We start from the raw sequence: 16,307 nt of genomic DNA, 5'->3' as shown, positions 1-16,307 counted from the left end.
ACTTCATTCATGCTTCCTGATCCTCTCAAGACCCTGAAAGGCCAACTGATCGTCAGCGTGCAGGCCGATGACGGCAGCCCCCTGCGCGGCACCCCGCATATCGTGGCCCTCAGCCGGGCAGCGCTGCTGGGCGGAGCAGGCGGACTGCGGCTGCGCTCGACCTCCGACATCGCAGCGGTGCGGGCCATCACGGACGTGCCAATCATCGGGCTGACCAAACAAAGCCATCCCGACACCGAAATCTACATCACCGCCACGCCGGACGAAGTGCGCGGGGTGGCCGCTGCGGGCGCGGATTTGGTGGCTTTTGACGGCACCGACTTGCCACGTCCTTTCAGCGTGGCCGAGTTGGTGCGGGCTGCACACGACGCCAGCGTGCTGGCCATGGCCGACATCAGCACCCTTGCCGAAGCATTGAACGCCTACGAAGCAGGAGCCGACATCGTGGGCACCACCATGAGCGGCTACACTCCCCACAGCCCCCAATTGCCCGCGCCCGACTTTGAACTCATGGCGCAGCTGCGGGAAGCGGGCCTGCCGTTTATTGCAGAAGGTCGGCTCAACACCCCCGATTTGGCGGCGCTGGCCCAGCAGCTCGGCGCTTGGGCAGTGGTGGTGGGCAGCGCCATCACGCGCCCTGATCACGTAACGCGCTGGTTTGCAGACGCCTTAAGGGCTGAGAAGGAGCAGCACTGACTTAGACTGAGTCATGTCTGGTTCTTCCAAAGAAATACTGCTCAAAGCGTACGACGCTCAGTTGCGTGAGGGCGCTGAGATGCTGACTGCCGATAGGGTTGACCGGCTCGGCCCGCTGTGGCTCGGCAAATTTGGCGACTGGGGTTTTGTTTCTTATCGTTCATTGGGCGGATACGCTGGCGACGCCTCAGACCGTCTGATTGCTGAGACCACTGCTTACTACGCTGCCGATCCGCAGATCAAAACCTTCGAGTGGAAAACGCGCGGCCACGACTCGCCCGCTGATTTGCCACAGCGGCTCACCGCACAGGGCTTTCAGGCCGAAGACCCCGAGACCGTCATGCTGGGTGAAGCGCAGTTTCTCGCCCAACCCATCAAGCTGCCGACCGGCGTGACCCTGCGGCGGATAGACAACCAACCCGGCCCCTACCCCGACGTGGTGCGGGCCGCCAGAGCGCAGGAGCGGGCGTTTGGCGCTCCTTACGACGCCGACGATTTGATGCGCCGCATCGAGAAAGGCGCGGGGCGCACCGAAGTGTGGGTCGCGGAAACGCAGCAGGAGATGGTCTGCGTGGGCCGCTTGGAGGTGATTCCAAACACCGAATTTGCGGGGCTGTGGGGCGGCGGCACGCTGCCGGAGTGGCGGGGTCAGGGCATCTACCGGGCCCTAACGGCGGCCCGCGCTCAAGCGGCGCTGAAGCGGGGCGTACGGTATCTGCACAGCGACTGCACCGAGTATTCCCGTCCGATCTTGGAGCGCGGCGGCCTGTTGCCGGTCATGACGACGACGCCGTACATCTGGCGGCGTTAGGGAGCAGGCGTCAAGGCGTCCGGCAAGAAAGCCAGCGCGTCACGAACCATCCGCAGTTCTTCCATTACACTTGGCCGCCCATGCACCGCCAGCGCCGAGAGACGCCGTTCTTGGGAGTGGAGTTCGGCCTGCAAGTGCGGGTCGGCGCTCCTCAGAAGATGTGGGCCGAATTTAAGTGCAGACGCTGCCGGCAAGCCCCAGTACGCTGGATCAGCACCGTCTGTTTGCTCGAAACTGAGCACCGGATAGCGCCAAAAGCCTGGAGCCAGAGCTTCTTGCTTCAGGTGATAGCCGCTCGCCTGCGCCCATGCCCGCAAAGCTTCCGGCTCGGCGTTGGGCTGCAAAATGAGGGTTGGCGGGAGCCACTCAGCCCGCCCAAGAATGCCCAAAATGGTGCGTGCGCCCATGCCGGTTAAGCTGGCACTTTGAATTTCTTGCGGCGCAACCGGCGCAAACCCGTCGCCCTGACGCACTTCGATCTGCTGGCTCAGCCCCGCTCGCCCCACCGCCGCGAGGGCCAGTTGTAGCGGGCCAGCGTTGAGTTCGACGGCAATGACGTTCTGGCAGCGACCCGAACGGATGAGGGCCAGCGGCAGAGCGGCGTGGTCGGTGCCGATGTCGGCGTGGCTGGCAGCACGGATAAGCTGCAAAACGGCCTTCAGGCGGGCGTCTAACATCACTGGGCCACTTCAGTCACGGAGTCACTTCAGTCGGCGTCCGGCTTGACGTCGCCTTCGCCTTGCTGCAGGTGAGCGCCGAGGCGGGCCAAAATAGAGCTGTACGCGCCAATGGCCAGCATCACCGCCGCCACGCCCAGTCCAAACAACAAAATCGGCTGGCTTTCGCCCTGCTCCCACTTGATCGCCACACTGAAAAACTTGACAGCGAGGGCCACCACTACGATGCCCAGCAACTTTTGCTTGAGGTCGTCGAAGGTGCGGATATGCAGCCACGCCGGAAGATTGGCGACTCGGCCCACGAACAAAGACTGTAAGCCCAAACTGATAATCAGCAGGGCGGTGGCAATCAGTAAATTGTCGGTTTGTTCAATGGCGGCGATCAACAACGACTTGCCTGTTTTTTCGTCGGCAAAATGCGGCAACGCTTCCCAAATCACCGCCACCGTCCTGACTGTACCGTTGACGAACAGCACCAGCGAAAAAAGAAAACTGGACAGCACGCCAAATTCCACGATCAGGCGGGTAAAGCCGAAGAGAGCATTGCCTGAAGTTAAACCGGTTTTTTTGGGATTGGGCGCTGCCATTGCTCCTAAGATAGTGGTTATGAGGTGCAGGGCGTCAGGGCGTCGCCCAGCCGGATCACGCCGCCGCGCACCACCCGCGCCGTGATTCCGCCGTGACCGCGCACCGCGTTGTAGCCGCCCGCACCCAGATTTTCTTCCATCCGCGAACAGGGGTGGCACTCGCCAGTGCCTTCCAAAATCACCTCGCCGATCTGAAAGCGCTGGTCTTTGAGCGCCAAGAGCGCGATGCCCGACACCACGATGTTGCGCCGCAGCAGCTCAGGCGCGACTTCCGTCAGCCCAGCCAGCGCGGCGATCACCGGAAAATGCTCGGCCTGAATCAGGGTGACTTGGCGCTTGCCTGGCCCGCCCGCGAGCGGCTTGGGGCTGCTGACCGTGGAAATTTCACCGACCTCGCCGGTCAAAGCACGCAGGCGCGGCACGCTTTTTTTGCCGTGGTCGCCCACGACGCCCAGATTTTCTATGACTTCGATTTCTTCCAAGCTGTGCAGCCTTTCACGGCGGGCGGGCCGAATGCCCAGCCACTGAACTTGTCCGGCGCGGGGGAAAGTGCTGCGGAGACCTTGCAGGGTTTGCATCCCGCCATGCTAGTGCGGGACGCCGGTACAAATTGATCTGGGCCTGCTAAACTGAAGGCATGAGGCGCTTGACCCGACTTGCTTATTCACCCTGCCGCTAAGGTGGGGGTTGACGTCAAACACAGCCCGAGACCCTGAACAGCGGCGCACTTTCTGAATACGGAAGTGCGCCGCCGCCGTATGGAGAGCCGACTATGAATGAAATCCGCAAAAACTTACCCATCGACGAACAAATCGCCATCTTGAAGCGCGGCGTCGTTGATCTGGTGTCCGAAGACGATTTGCGCCGCAAGCTGGAGCGCAGCATCGAAACGAATACCCCCCTGCGCGTCAAGCTGGGAGCCGACCCGACCCGACCCGATCTGCACCTCGGACACGCGGTGATTCTGCGCAAAATGCGCCAATTTCAGGACTTGGGCCACACCGTCATCATGCTGATCGGAGACTTTACCGCCATGATCGGCGATCCGTCCGGCAAATCCAAAACCCGCCCGCCGCTGACCTTGGAAGAAACGCGGGCCAACGCCGAGAGCTACCTCGAGCAGTGCAAATTGGTGCTGCGGCAAGAGAGTGAAGTCCTAGAACTGCGCTACAACGGCGAATGGCTGGAGCCGATGGGTTACGCCGACGTGATCCGGCTGGCCAGCAAATACACCGTGGCCCGCATTCTGGAGCGCGACGACTTCACCAAGCGGCTCTCTAACGGCGTGCCGATTGCCATGCACGAGCTTCTTTACCCGCTGACGCAGGGCTACGACTCGGTGGCCCTCCGCGCAGACGTAGAACTCGGCGGCACCGATCAACTCTTCAACAATCTGGTGGGCCGCGCCCTGCAACGCGACTACGACCAAGAACCGCAGGTGGTCATCACTTTGCCGCTGCTGGTCGGCTTAGACGGTACCGAGAAGATGTCCAAGAGCTTGGACAACTACATCGGCCTGACCGACGAGCCGCACGCGATGTTCGCCAAGCTGATGAAAGTGCCGGACACGCTACTGAACAATTACTTCACTTTGCTGACCGATTTGCCGGAAACTCAAATCGCCCAACTCTTGGCCGGACATCCAGTGGAAGCCCACAAGACGCTGGCCCGCGAGGTCACCCGCTTTTTTTACCCCGACGCCGATTTGGACGCGGCCTTGGAGCGCTTTCAGTCGGTGGCCAAAGGTGGCATTCCCGAAAATATTGCCAGCTTCAACGTCCCCAAAACGGACGCCAATGCTGAAGGCACTTACCCCGCCGCCCGCTTGATGGTCTTGGCGGGCCTGGAAACCTCCCTGGGGGCCGCACGGCGCACGATCACGGGAAAAGGGCTCAAGGTGGACGGCCAGCCCTTCCTGGAGCCTCAGGGAGCCTTGAGTCTTTCTGAAGGCGGGGTGGTCATTCAAAAAGGCAAAGATAAGTTTGCCCGAATGCTGCCGGAAAGCTGAGGAGAAGCGTTCAGTACAGCGAAAGGGGAGAAGCCAGCTCAGCTTCTCCCCTAACTTTTGCTCATCATTTTCGCCCAAAACCAAAAGTTATCCACAGGAGGGTGTGGATAAAACACCGTGCCTGTGGATAAAAAACCTGTGTGGTGAAGCTGACCTTGCGCTGACACGGCGTCCTTACTGAAAGCAGCCGCAAAAGCCGCGCCCATTCGCCTCAGCTTACTTCCGCAGCGTTTCTACGCGAACCATGTTGGTGGTGCCCTGCACGCCGAACGGTACGCCTGCTGTGATCACATAGCGGTCGCCCTGATCAGCCAGACCGCTCTTGAGCAGTTCGGCGTTGGCGATTCTCACCATGTCGTCGGTGTCGCGGGGATCTTCGCTGAGCATCGGCACCACACCCCACGACAGCGCCAGCTGACAGCGGGTCTGCTCGTTGGGGGTCAGGGCCAAAATGGCCAACTTGGGGCGGTTCTTGGCGACCCGCACCGCTGCGCCGCCAGTTTTGGTAAAGCTGACAATCGCCGCCGCGTCTAGGCGCTCACCGATATTGCACGCTGAGAGCGCGATGGCGTCTTGCGGCAAGCTGACGTCCATGGTGTTGGCCCGCATCAAGTTGTACGCTTCGCTGCTCTCGGCTTCGCGGGCGATTCTGTCCATCATCATCACCGATTCCACCGGATACAGGCCCGCTGCCGACTCCGCCGACAGCATCACCGCGTCGGTGCCGTCGTAGATGGCGTTGGCCACGTCGCTGGCCTCGGCGCGGGTGGGGCGCGGCAAGCTGATCATGCTTTCGAGCATCTGGGTGGCGGTGATCACCGGCTTACCCGCCTCGCGGCACAGGCGGATCAGGCGCTTCTGGATGGTGGGCACCTGCTCGGGGCGCATTTCCACACCCAGATCGCCGCGGGCCACCATGATCCCGTCCACTTCCCTCAGAATGTCGTCAAACCGGTCAACCGCTTGAGGCTTCTCAATTTTGGCCATCAACTTGGCTTTAGAACCGAAACGGGCCAAGTAATGCCGCGCCAGCAGCAGATCGTCGCGGCTGCGAACGAAGCTCAGCGCCACCCAGTCCACACCGAGTTCCGCGCCGAATTCCATGTCCTCCACGTCTTTGTCCGACAGAGCAGGCACGGCCAGATCGGCTTCCGGCACGTTGATGCCCTTGTTGTTTTTGAGAATGCCGCCGATCACCACGGTGGTATGCACGTCATTGCCGCGCACGCCCTCTACCCGCAGAGCCATGTTGCCGTCGTCGAGCAGCAGCGCCATACCGGGTCTCACGTCGCCGAGCAGGCCCTTGTAGGTGGTGCCCACGCGGGTTTCATCGCCTTCGACATCGTCCATGGTGATGGTGAACGGATTGCCCGCGTGAAGCGTCACCGCGCCTTCCTTGAAGCGGGCCACCCGAATCTTAGGGCCTTGCAAGTCCTGCAAAATACCGATGGCCACGCCTTTGCGGTGGGCCAGCTCGCGCACCATGTTGTAGGTTTCGCGGTGATCTTCCTTGCTGCCGTGGCTGAAATTCATGCGAACCACGTTCATGCCCGCGTCAATCATCTTCTCCAAAACTTCAGGGCTGCGGCTGGCGGGGCCGATGGTGGCAACGATCTTGGTGGCACGGTCAAAATGTTTCATGGTTCTCCATATAAGGGGGTTGGAAGCGCTGGTTTGGAATCACTTCCAACTAAGCAAGTTTAGCGGCGAGGGCATAGCATGGAGATCAAGCACAAACCGCCAGTGCTCAGCAAATCAAAGGCTGAACACTGGCGGTCAAAGAGAGTTGTTAGCGTAAAGCCTTGCGGCCCAAGAACTGCGCCGCGCTGCCAAGTTCATCTTCGATTCTCAGCAGTTGGTTGTACTTGGCGATGCGGTCACTTCGGCTGGCCGAGCCAGTTTTAATTTGTCCAGCATTGGTGGCCACGGCGAGGTCGGCGATAAAAGCGTCCTCAGACTCGCCCGAGCGGTGGCTGATGATGGTGCCGTAGCGGTTGCGCTTGGCCAGCTCAATGGCTTCCAGAGACTCGGTGAGGGTGCCGATCTGGTTGACTTTCACCAAGATGGCGTTGCCCACGCCGGTGTCGATGCCGCGCTGGAGCCGTTCAGGATTGGTTACGAACAGATCGTCACCGACGAGTTGGATCTGGCCGCCGAGTCGGTCGGTCAGCAGCTTCCAGCCGTCCCAGTCGTCTTCACCGAGGCCGTCTTCAATGCTGACAATCGGGTAGCGGCTGGCCCAATCGGCCCAGAACTCCACCATCTCCTCGCTGCTCAGCACCCGCCCCTCAGATTCGAGGTGGTATTTGCCGTCTTTGTACAACTCGGCCACAGCGGGATCGAGCGCAATCGCCACGTCTTTGCCCGGCTCGTATCCGGCTTTTTCGATGGCTTCCAGCAGCACTTGCAGGGCTTCCTCATTGCTCTTGAGGTCAGGCGCAAACCCGCCCTCGTCACCAACGTTGGTGTTGTAGCCGCGTACGGAAAGCACTTTCTTGAGGGTATGGAAAATTTCTGCACCGTAGCGCAGCGCCTCACGGAAGTTGGGTGCACCCACCGGCATCACCATAAATTCCTGAAAATCCACCGAGTTGTCGGCGTGCGCTCCGCCGTTGATGACGTTCATCATCGGCAGCGGCAGGGTGCGGGCGTTGGCTCCGCCGAGGTAACGGTACAGCGGAATATCGAGTTCGGCAGCGGCGGCGCGGGCGGTGGCCAAGCTGACGGCCAGAATGGCGTTGCCACCCAGACCGCTTTTGTTGCTGGTGCCATCGAGTTCCAGCATGGCAGCGTCAATCATGCCTTGCTGGCTGGCGTCCATGCCTTCCAGGGCCGGGGCGATCTTATCGTTGACGTTGGCTACCGCCTTGAGCACGCCCTTGCCCATGTATCGTTTGCCGCCGTCGCGCAGCTCAATCGCTTCGTGGCTGCCGGTGCTGGCTCCCGAGGGCACAATGGCGCGGCCCATGTACCCGCTCTCCAGGTACACTTCGGCTTCCACGGTGGGATTTCCGCGCGAGTCCAGCACTTCACGGGCTTTGATGGTTTCGATGTTCATAAATCCTCCGGCTTGCATGATCGGCTGCGTTGGTCAGGGCGGCAACATCTCAGCGAAGCAGAGCGCTCAGGTGAAATGCGTACTTCCGACACTATACCGCGCTCCAGACCAGACAACCCTCAACCCCGTCTAGAAACCCGCTCCGTTTTGGCCTCAGACTCGCAGCGGCACGACCACCGCGAGGTAGCCGCCGTCACCGCTGGCTTTAAAGATAGCCGGGCTGGTGGGGCCAGAAAAACGCATCTCGGCGTCGCCTTCAATCGGGCCGAGCGCGTCAAGGACGTACTTGGCATTAAAGCCCAGGCTCATGGCCGGTTCAGTGCCTTCCTGCTGCACTTCGAGGGTATCCTGGCCGCGTCCGTAGTCGCCCTCGGCAGCCAGACGCAACTTGCCCTCGCTGACCTGAAATTCAACCCGGTTGTTGGCATTTTTATCGGCCAGCACGGCCACCCGCGAAACGGCTTCCTTGAGGGCAGCGGCGCTCAGCGTCACAGTCAGCTTGATGTCGCGGGGAATCACCCGTTCGTAGTCAGGGAAGTCACCGTCGAGCAGCTTAGCGTTCATGCGGACACGGTCGGTCTGGATGCCCAGAATGCCCTCGCCGTAGGTCAAACGCACCTCGCCGTCGCGCAGCACCCGCACCAGTTCGTCGGCGCTGCGGGCCGGAATAATCAAATTCCTTGCCTCGCCGACAGCGCTGAATTCGCGCAGCGCCAGCCGGAAACCGTCGGAGGCGACGACCCGCGCCGTCTGCCCATTTTGCTCGACCTTGATGCCCCGGAAGACCGCCTGAAACGCTTCGTTGCTGGCCGCGTAGCGCACGCTGGAGAGCGAGCGGGCGAGTTCCGAAGCGCTGAGGGTGGCGTCGGCGTGCGAGGGAAATTCCAGTTCGGGATAGGCGGCGAGGTCGCCAGTTTGCAGCTTGAATTCCGAGCCGCTGGCCCGCACCGAAAGCTCCGAGCCGCTGAGTTCGAGCTCGACGAGTTCGCCACCCAAATTGCGAACGATCTGCGCGAACAGGTGCGCCGGAACCACGAACGACGCCGGATTTTGAATCTCGGCGGGAACCACGCAACTCAGATCAAGTTCTAGGTTGGTGCCACTCAGGAGAAGTCCGCGTTCGTTGGCTTCCACTTTGAGCGCGGTCAGCAGGGGGTTGCTGCTGCGGCTCGGGATGATCCGTTCGAGGATTCCCAGTCCCTCGCTGAGGGTTTTTTTGGTGACGTGTGCTTGCATCTAGGTTTCATCCTAGCGCCTCAGGGCCGGGGGGGTGGCGGGGAGTGGTTTCCAAACCCTGATTTCTCTCCTGATTTTTTGATTTTTGAGGGTGGTCTGAGATGAGGTAAAAAGGCAGAATCCAAAAACCCCTATCTTTAACCGATCTGTTTAACTTATAAAACTAGTAGTAGTAGTAATAGGGCCTGTGGATACTGTGGATAACTACTCTCGGGCCGCGCTGGGAGGGCAAAAGTTATCCACAGGCTGCCTGTGGATAACTCGAAAACCTGTGGATAACCTGTGGATAACTATGGCACTTATCCACAGGCCCTAACTGACCCAAAGTTATCCACAAAGTTATCCACAGAAAAAAGGCACTTATCCACAGGTTATCCACAGGTTTATCCACAGATCGTGAAAAGAATCACCACTAGACTAGACAATCTCTCATAAACTAAAAATGGCTGTCCTGCATGTCGTTTTCCAAGTCGTCTAGACCGCTGAGCTGTCTTTTGAGGTGATCGATGACCAAAGTGAGTTCGGCGTCTTTTCCGAGGTTGTCGGTGACCTTAGAAATGGCGTGCATGACCGTCGAGTGGTCGCGTCCGAAGAAGGCTCCGATCTCCGGTAAGGAGTGAGAAGTCAGGTCGCGGATCAAGTACATGGCGATTTGGCGCGGCACCACCACTTCGCGCATCCGGCCCGCGCCGCGCACCAGTTCAGCGGCCAGGTTGTAGCGGGCCGCCACGGTTCGCAGCACGTCTTTCATTTCGACCTTGATTTCTATCGGCGTGAAGACGTGCGAGAGCGCTTTGGCTGCTACAGCGCGGCTAAACGGCACATTGTTGAGGCTGGCAAAAGCCACCACCCGCATCATCGCGCCTTCTAATTCACGGATGTTGGCGGTGACTTGACGGGCGATCAATTCCAGCACATCTTGAGGAATATTGATGCGGTTGTGTTCGGCGTTCATCTTGAGAATCGCTACCCGCGTTTCATATTCTGGCGACTGAATGTCGGTGATCAGGCCCCATTCGAAGCGGCTGCGGAGGCGGCCTTCCAGCGTCTGAATTTCGCGTGGTGGACGGTCGGAACTCAGGATAATCTGCTTGTGACTTTCGTAAAGGGCGTTAAAGGTGTGAAAAAATTCTTCCTGGGTACGCTCTTTGCCAGCTAAAAACTGAATATCGTCCACCAGCAGCAGATCCACGCTGCGGTAACGGTTGCGAAACTGGGTCATTTTGTCGTCGCGGATGGCGTTGATCAAGTCGTTGGTAAACGATTCGGTGGAGACGTATTCGACCCGTTTGCCGGGGTAGCGCTCGGTCATGTAGTGGCCCACCGCATGCATAAGGTGGGTTTTGCCGAGGCCCACATCGCCGTAGATAAAGAGTGGGTTGTAGGCTTTGCCGGGCGACTCGGCCACCGCCAAAGCCGCCGCGTGGGCGAGGTTGTTGTTCGGCCCCACTACGAAGTTTTCAAAGATGTATTTGGGGTTGAGATTGGGTGGGGGCACCGGCAAGTTCGGGACTGAGCGCTGGGTGCTGCGCGGGTTGCTGGGCACTGGCGGGGGCGCAGGCGGCGGGTCAGGCAGCATCAGAGCGTCTTGGGCGGCGGGCAGCACTTGAAAGCTGACTTGCGGCTGCTCCGCGCCCAGTGACCTCAGCGCGTCTTCGAGCAGCTCGAGGTAGTGCTTCCTGAACCACTCCTGGGCAAAGCTGTTGCGGACGCCCAGCACCAGTGCGCCCTGCTCCACGCCGATCAGCCGAACCGGAGCAAACCAAGTGTGGTATTCCACTTCCGAAATATTTTTACGAACATAAGCCAGCACGTCCGTCCAGATTTCCTGCGAAATAGCCTTACCTCCCGGCTGAGTGAAACAAACCAGCCCTCTTCATAAACGCCTTATGAGCACCTTCAAATGAGCACCGTCACCCCTGTGAGCCTTGCGTCACGGGGCGGCCCACTCACCTGTGTGGGGCATCATAGCACCCGATTTTGGCGGCAGAAATGGCTGCTTGATTCGAAGGTGCAGGCAGCCGAAAGAGGGGCCAATTCAGGGACTAAGGCGGTAGAGCGCTCCGGCGCTTTCAAACCAAACTGTCCCGCCGCTCTCCACTTCTAGAGCGCGGGGGCCGTCACCCGGCACGCTGAGACTCTGAGCGCTGAGTTGGCCGGGTTGCCAGCGGTAGAGCGCGTGGCGGGCCACGTCGGAGGCCCACAGCGTGCCGTCGGCGCTGGCCGAGAGCGCGGCGAGAATGGCTCCCGCCGGCACATTTAAGTCGCTGATGCTGCCCGAACCCGTGTCGATGCGGCTAAGTTTGCGCGTCCAGGAATCTACGAACCAAACGCTTTGGGTAGTGGCTGTCAGCAGGCGCGGACGGGTTTTGCCTTTTATGCCCACCGGATAGCTGCGGGTCTGGCCGCTGGCCGGATCGAAGCGGATCACGGCTGGATTCGTCAAAAAGCGCGAGTAGTACAGCACCCCGCCTGTATCGGCGGTCAGGTCTTCGGCGTTGTCTTCGACGGGGTGGCTTTGCTGGACGCCGGACTGGACGCTCAGTTCAAAGAGGGCGTCTTGGCGATATTGCAAGCTCCACAGCCGCCCGTCGGGGGTGCGGGTCAGGAAGTTGAGATTGTCGCCAGGGGTGCCGAGCGGCATCTTTTTGAGCGTTTCGCCGACTTTGGCGGCTCCCACCCAGTTGCCCGCCACATTTTGGATCATCAAGTAGCGGGTGCCGTCGGGGGCGACTGCCTGCGAGGTAAAGCCTTCCTCGTCGGCCAGCAGCAACACCTCGGCCTTGGCCACGCCGCTGGCAATATCGAGGCTGATGACGGTGTGGCGCTGCGGATCGGGAGCATTGACGGTGGGCAAAACGTAGACTTGGCCGCCCGCCACCCGCAAGCTGCTGACCTGATAATTGCTGACCGGCAAGGCGAAGCGCTGTAGAGGCAAGTCCGCCAAATTGACACCGGGTACGCTCGCGCCCGTGCCGCTGCCGGAAGCCGAATTGCCTGAGAGCGTGCCGGGAACGTTGGCGCTGCCACAGGCACCCAGAAGTACACTGAGCGTCAATATGGCGGGCAGCCATTTGAAGGAAAAAGAGGAAGAGACAACCTGTTTCATACGGGTATCAAACACCGAGACCTCGTACCACTTCCTTACAGCCCAAGTCAGAAAGTAGAATGTTCTGGACGTTTTATGAGAAAATCCACAGCACAAAAGAAGGTAAGCAGTTATTTATTAACGCATTTGTTGGAATCATGGAAACTCGGAAGTGAGCGGCGCAACTGCGGGCCGGGTCGCGACCAGAACACCAACACTTGCTCAAGGTGAGGTGGTCAGTCAGAGCGGGGCCGGGCGCTCTAAACTGCGGGCATGTTGCTCTGGATGCGCCAACACTGGCGGCCCCTTTTGGCGTTGGCTCTGCTGATCGTCTTCCCGCTGTTTTTGCTCGGCTACCTGACGCAAGACATCCACGAAAAAGAGGTGTTCGGTTTCGACGCGCCGGTCACGCTGTGGGTTCGGGCCAACGCGCCAGCGTGGTTTCGGCAGGTGGCTCTAACCTTTAGCGCCTTTGGCAGCGCCACTTGGATGACGCCGGTCAGTGCGGTTTTGTTGGTGGTGTTTTGGCGAAAATCAGCCGTGATGGGCCGTTATTTTCTGATCTCGCTGGGCGGCGTGATGGTGCTCAACATCATCCTCAAAGCCTTGGTCGGCCGGGTGCGCCCACAGATCGTGGAGTGGCTGTGGCAAGAAGGCGACAAGAGTTTTCCGAGCGGTCACGCCACGATGGCCGCCGCCCTGACTGTGACGCTGGTGGCCCTGCTGTGGCGCACTGGCTGGCGCTGGCCGCTGATCGTGCTCGGCACGCTTTATACGCTGCTGATGGGAACGGCGAGGGTCTACGTGGGCGTGCATTACCCCACCGACGTGCTGGGCGGCTGGGCGCTGGGCATCTTCTGGGCGGCGGGTACGGCGCTGGTGCTGTGGAAGCGGCTGCGTCAAGCTCAGCAGCACGCCACCGAACCGGGGAAAGTGGTGCATTTGGGCGACCAGTCTGCTTAAGTACGCCAGTGTTTATCTTTGGATAAACCGAGCGGAGCGGGCAGGCCCGGTAGGTGTGACCAAGCGTCGTCATCGGCGCTGCCCTGGTCAAGAAGCCGCTCTGCCCAAGACGCGGAATCCTGAAACGGTAATCTCGCTGTACTTAGCGCCTAGCTCCACAGCTGCATCAATGCTGCGCCGCCTTCTTTGAGCCACCTCTGAGCTCGTCGGTACTCGGGAAAGAGGCGCTGCACCTCGGCCCAGTAAGCGGGCGAGTGGTTGAGCTCGGCGAGGTGGGCCGCTTCGTGGGTGGCCACATACTGCAGCACCTCTGATGGAGCCAGCAGCAAGCGCCAGTGCAGCCGCACCACCCCCGCCGCCGTGCAGCTGCCCCAGCGCCCCGATGCGTTGGTCATTTTGACGGCGCTGAGAGGCCGTCCCCTGCGGAGTTGAGCAGCGTATTGCTGAACCACCGGCGTAAATACATCCAGCGCCTGTTGCTTGTACCAAGCTTCCACCGCGTCCCTTAAGTTTGCGGCGGGTGCGTGGAGTTCGTCACGGAGCCGCCGCGCCCGTTTGAGGTTTGGTACGGCCCTCAGCGTCAAGGTTTGGCCCATAAACGGCAAAACGGAACCGTCGGTCAGCGGCGCGGCAACAGGTTTTCGCTGCTGAAAGGTTTGCAAATGCCGCTCGGCCCAGGCCCGTTTGTCTTCTACAAATTGGCGGAGGCGAGCTTCCTCGGTGCGCTGCGGCGCGTAAACAGTCAAGCCCTGCGCGGTGACTTTGAGGCCCACCGTGCGGCGTTGGCTGCGTCTCAGGCTTACAGGCAGGCCACCGACCATCAGACCGGAGAGGGAGGCAGCAGAGGAAGGCGGCACCGAGCCAGTTTAGAACACCAAAAAGCGGTGGCTGAGTTTCCCCGGCCGCCGCTTTAATGATTTGGAGTTTAGAGCGAGCTGTAAGCGCCTTTGAAGGTGTCGCACTGATTGGGATCGCCATTTTTGAGGCCGGTGCTGAACCATTTGATGCGCTGCTGAGCCGTGCCGTGTGTAAACGAATCCGGCACAGCGTAGCCGCGCCCCTGCTTTTGCAAATTGTCGTCGCCGATGGCGCTGGCGGTGCTCAGAGCCTGCTGAATATCGGTTTGGGTGATCTTGGTGTACTGCGCTGTTTTGTTGCCCCACACACCCGCAAAGCAGTCGGCTTGGAGTTCAAGCCGCACGCTGACCTGATTGGACGCGGCTTCAGACTGAGCGCTGCGCTGAGCGCGTTCAGCTTGGTCGGCGATGCCGAGTTCGTTCTGGACATGGTGGCCGATTTCGTGGGTAATCACGTAGGCGTAGGCAAAGTCGCCGCCGCCGCCGAGTTTTCGTTTCATTTCACTGAAGAAAGCGGTGTCTAGGTACACTTTGCTGTCCAGTGGGCAGTAAAACGGCCCGACCGCGCTGTTGGCCGTGCCGCAGCCGCCCCGCGTTTGGCCGCTGTAGAGAACCAATGTGGGCGGCGTATAGGTCTTGCCTGCCGCTTGGAACACTTTCGACCAAACGTCGTTGGTGCTGCCCAAAATCTTGGCGACAAACTGCCCCGTTTCGTCGCTGGGCAGCCCGGCATTGGTCTGGGAAGTCGGCTGGCTGTTTTGGGTTTGCTGACGCTGCGGCTGGGTTTGCCGGGGCTGGCTTTGCTGGGTTTGCGTCTGGGTGGTTTGGCCCGAATCGCCGCCGCCCAAAATGCTGCTGGGATCGATGCCGAAAAACATGGCGATGAGGGCGATAATCACCGCTCCGATGCCGCCCACAGCCACTCCGCCGCCGGGAATGCCGCCACCGCCGCCTCCGCCCGCACCGCGCCTATCTTCAACATTGCCGCTGCCCGGCAGATTTTTCCAGTCCATGTTTGTTCTCCTTGAATGCTTAGTCAGCGCTTATTGGGGATGCTTTCTAATTGTATTCTAAGCGGCTTAGTCTGACGAGGCGTTCAGGAATCGTTTTCGTTTGTTTGAAATTCTGGGGTTAGGCTATCCGAATGACCCATTCACGCCTTGATTTTGATTTCTCGCTGCTGAGCGCCGCTGAGCGCTACAAACTCGTGACCGGCGTGGTGGTGCCGCGCCCAATCGCTTGGGTCAGTACCCTCAACCCCAGCGGCGGCGTCAATCTCGCTCCCTACAGCTTTTTCGGCTTGATGGGATCTGATCCGGCGGTGGTGGCCTTTTCACCGGGAGACAGGCCAGAAGGCGGCCCCAAAGACACCGCCCGTAACATTGGCGCGGGCGGCGAGTTTGTGGTCAACATGGTCAGCCGCGAGTTGGCCGACGCCATGAATCTGAGCGCCACCGATTTTCCGGCGGATCAAGCTGAACCCGCTCAATTGGGCATCGACCTCGCGCCGTCAGGCCGCGTGCAAGTGCCGCGTGTGGCGCTCAGTCCGGTCAGCTTGGAGTGCCGCGAGGTGCAAACCCTGACTTTGGGCCGCACCCGCATCATTTTGGGCGAAGTCTTGGCGCTGAGCATCCATGAGCGCCACCTCAAAGACGCCGAGAAGTTATATGTGGACACAGCCTCGCTGGACTTGATCGGGCGAATGGGTGGGCGCGGCGGGTACGCCACCACCCGCGACGCGTTTGAAATTCCGCGCCTGAGCTATCAGCAGTGGCTGGAGACTCAAGGTGACTAAGGTGCGCCGCGCTATGTCGGAGGACGCCCCCGATTTGGCCCGTGTTCATGTTGAGAGCTGGGCCGAAACTTACCAAGGCTTGATGCCTGAAGATTTTTTGAAGGGGATGACCAGTACAGCGCGGCAACAGCGCCGCCAAACCTTGTGGCAGAAGACACTGGAAGTCGGCCAGGAAAGCGTCTTCGCAGCGGAGAAAGACGGCAGACTGGCTGGCTTTATTTCTGGCGGGCCAAGCAACTTTGGGGACTACGACGCTGAACTGTTCACTCTCTACTTGCTCAACTCAGCGCATGGTGAGGGCGTTGGACGGGCACTGATGCAGACATTAGCGGCTGATCTAGCGGCGTGGGGTCACACTTCGCTGATGTTATGGGTGTTGGACATCAACCCGGCTCGGACTTTTTACGAGCATCTGGGCGGTGTGTTCATCGGCGAAAAAACTGAGGCCGTGATTGGAGGAGAGTTGCGCGAAGTGGCGTATGGCTGGGCCGATTTGAGGGCTTTGCTCTAAAAAATCAGTGCTGGGGTGTT

At 60.1% G+C, this 16,307-nt stretch carries 16 protein-coding genes; 6 read left to right on the top strand and 10 right to left on the bottom strand.

What is annotated here, in order from left to right:
* Positions 1 to 9 precede the first annotated feature (9 nt).
* Positions 10 to 696: an N-acetylmannosamine-6-phosphate 2-epimerase gene (locus tag FNU79_RS00155; protein WP_143718938.1), complete on the top strand. Its 687-nt coding sequence runs from the start codon at positions 10 to 12 to the stop codon at positions 694 to 696.
* A gap of 13 nt (positions 697 to 709) precedes the next feature.
* Positions 710 to 1,507: a GNAT family N-acetyltransferase gene (locus FNU79_RS00150; protein ID WP_143718937.1), complete on the top strand. Its 798-nt coding sequence runs from the start codon at positions 710 to 712 to the stop codon at positions 1,505 to 1,507.
* Here FNU79_RS00150 and FNU79_RS00145 read toward each other — a convergent pair.
* From FNU79_RS00145 to FNU79_RS00135, 3 genes are read right to left on the bottom strand one after another with little or no spacing between them, the layout of a single operon-like run.
* Positions 1,504 to 2,184, bottom strand: coding sequence for a tRNA (adenine(22)-N(1))-methyltransferase (locus FNU79_RS00145; RefSeq protein WP_143719293.1), 681 nt, complete (start codon positions 2,182 to 2,184; stop codon positions 1,504 to 1,506). The genes FNU79_RS00150 and FNU79_RS00145 overlap by 4 nt on opposite strands.
* Positions 2,185 to 2,213: 29 nt before the next feature.
* A complete protein-coding gene (locus tag FNU79_RS00140; RefSeq protein ID WP_143718936.1) occupies positions 2,214 to 2,771 on the bottom strand; it encodes a YqhA family protein in 558 nt (185 codons plus the stop codon).
* A gap of 17 nt (positions 2,772 to 2,788) precedes the next feature.
* Positions 2,789 to 3,349, bottom strand: a complete 561-nt coding sequence (locus FNU79_RS00135) for an MOSC domain-containing protein (protein WP_143718935.1) — start codon at positions 3,347 to 3,349, stop codon at positions 2,789 to 2,791.
* Between the two features lie 194 nt (positions 3,350 to 3,543).
* Here FNU79_RS00135 and tyrS point away from each other — a divergent pair, with 194 nt between their 5' ends.
* Positions 3,544 to 4,779 (top strand): tyrosine--tRNA ligase, encoded by a 1,236-nt coding sequence (gene tyrS, locus FNU79_RS00130; RefSeq protein WP_143718934.1) that lies wholly within the window; start codon positions 3,544 to 3,546, stop codon positions 4,777 to 4,779.
* A 216-nt stretch (positions 4,780 to 4,995) separates the two neighbouring features.
* On the opposite strand, the gene pyk is transcribed toward tyrS, so the two are convergent.
* The 5 genes from pyk to FNU79_RS00105 all read right to left on the bottom strand — a co-directional run bounded on the left by pyk (position 4,996) and on the right by FNU79_RS00105 (position 12,182).
* The gene (gene pyk / locus FNU79_RS00125) at positions 4,996 to 6,420 is read right to left on the bottom strand and encodes a pyruvate kinase (protein ID WP_143718933.1); all 1,425 of its coding nucleotides are present in this window, start codon (positions 6,418 to 6,420) and stop codon (positions 4,996 to 4,998) included.
* 148 nt (positions 6,421 to 6,568) lie between these two features.
* Positions 6,569 to 7,837, bottom strand: coding sequence for a phosphopyruvate hydratase (eno, locus tag FNU79_RS00120; RefSeq protein ID WP_143718932.1), 1,269 nt, complete (start codon positions 7,835 to 7,837; stop codon positions 6,569 to 6,571).
* Positions 7,838 to 7,990: 153 nt separating this feature from the next.
* On the bottom strand, positions 7,991 to 9,073 hold the full coding sequence (dnaN, locus tag FNU79_RS00115) for a DNA polymerase III subunit beta (RefSeq protein WP_143718931.1): 1,083 nt from the start codon (positions 9,071 to 9,073) through the stop codon (positions 7,991 to 7,993).
* Between the two features lie 436 nt (positions 9,074 to 9,509).
* Positions 9,510 to 10,886, bottom strand: coding sequence for a chromosomal replication initiator protein DnaA (gene dnaA, locus FNU79_RS00110; RefSeq protein ID WP_404825716.1), 1,377 nt, complete (start codon positions 10,884 to 10,886; stop codon positions 9,510 to 9,512).
* A gap of 225 nt (positions 10,887 to 11,111) precedes the next feature.
* A complete protein-coding gene (locus FNU79_RS00105) occupies positions 11,112 to 12,182 on the bottom strand; it encodes a Vgb family protein (RefSeq protein WP_143718929.1) in 1,071 nt (356 codons plus the stop codon).
* A gap of 252 nt (positions 12,183 to 12,434) precedes the next feature.
* Between FNU79_RS00105 and FNU79_RS00100 the strand changes: the two genes are divergently transcribed.
* A complete protein-coding gene (locus FNU79_RS00100) occupies positions 12,435 to 13,124 on the top strand; it encodes a phosphatase PAP2 family protein (RefSeq protein ID WP_143718928.1) in 690 nt (229 codons plus the stop codon).
* A gap of 149 nt (positions 13,125 to 13,273) precedes the next feature.
* Here FNU79_RS00100 and FNU79_RS00095 read toward each other — a convergent pair whose 3' ends face one another.
* On the bottom strand, positions 13,274 to 13,981 hold the full coding sequence (locus FNU79_RS00095; protein WP_225429782.1) for a M48 family metallopeptidase: 708 nt from the start codon (positions 13,979 to 13,981) through the stop codon (positions 13,274 to 13,276).
* Positions 13,982 to 14,049: 68 nt separating this feature from the next.
* Positions 14,050 to 14,994, bottom strand: a complete 945-nt coding sequence (ypfJ, locus tag FNU79_RS00090; RefSeq protein WP_143718927.1) for a KPN_02809 family neutral zinc metallopeptidase — start codon at positions 14,992 to 14,994, stop codon at positions 14,050 to 14,052.
* Positions 14,995 to 15,125: 131 nt separating this feature from the next.
* On the opposite strand from ypfJ, the gene FNU79_RS00085 reads away from it, so the two are divergent.
* Positions 15,126 to 15,776 (top strand): flavin reductase family protein, encoded by a 651-nt coding sequence (locus tag FNU79_RS00085; protein ID WP_143718926.1) that lies wholly within the window; start codon positions 15,126 to 15,128, stop codon positions 15,774 to 15,776.
* Positions 15,769 to 16,287: a GNAT family N-acetyltransferase gene (locus FNU79_RS00080; RefSeq protein WP_225429781.1), complete on the top strand. Its 519-nt coding sequence runs from the start codon at positions 15,769 to 15,771 to the stop codon at positions 16,285 to 16,287. Before FNU79_RS00085 ends, FNU79_RS00080 begins: the two co-directional genes overlap by 8 nt.
* Positions 16,288 to 16,307 lie beyond the last annotated feature (20 nt).

Origin of the sequence: Deinococcus detaillensis, from assembly GCF_007280555.1 — a bacterium.
Lineage (GTDB): Bacteria > Deinococcota > Deinococci > Deinococcales > Deinococcaceae > Deinococcus > Deinococcus detaillensis.
This window is presented reverse-complemented; position numbering and strand designations above follow the sequence as displayed.